Origin of the sequence: Mesorhizobium sp. M1A.T.Ca.IN.004.03.1.1 (assembly GCF_003997555.1) — a bacterium.
In the GTDB taxonomy this organism is placed as follows: domain Bacteria; phylum Pseudomonadota; class Alphaproteobacteria; order Rhizobiales; family Rhizobiaceae; genus Mesorhizobium.
Genome location: NZ_RZTV01000344.1, coordinates 1 through 270, shown reverse-complemented (window position 1 = coordinate 270; position 270 = coordinate 1). Strand labels below are relative to the sequence as shown.

Annotated in this window: 1 pseudogene; it reads left to right on the top strand. The window is 61.9% G+C overall.

Going from position 1 to position 270, the window contains the following annotated elements:
• Positions 1-270, top strand: a pseudogene (locus tag EOD29_RS36655) (epoxide hydrolase); the annotation flags it as partial.

Below are 270 nucleotides of genomic sequence, written 5' to 3'. Positions count from 1 at the left end.
CGCAGGGTGGCGACTGGGGTGCATTTGTCGTCGACCAGATGGGTCTTCAGGCTCCGGAGGGCCTTCTCGGCATCCACACCAACATGCCCGCTACCGTTCCAGCCGACGTTGATAAGGCGCTTCTGGCCGGTGCCCCTGCTCCCGGCGGGCTATCTGCCGAGGAAGTGGGCGCCTACGCTCAGCTAGTCAGAACCTTTAAGCAGGTCGACTATGCTAGGCTGATGGCAACGCGCCCACAGACGCTGTATGGTATTGCGGATTCACCCGTTG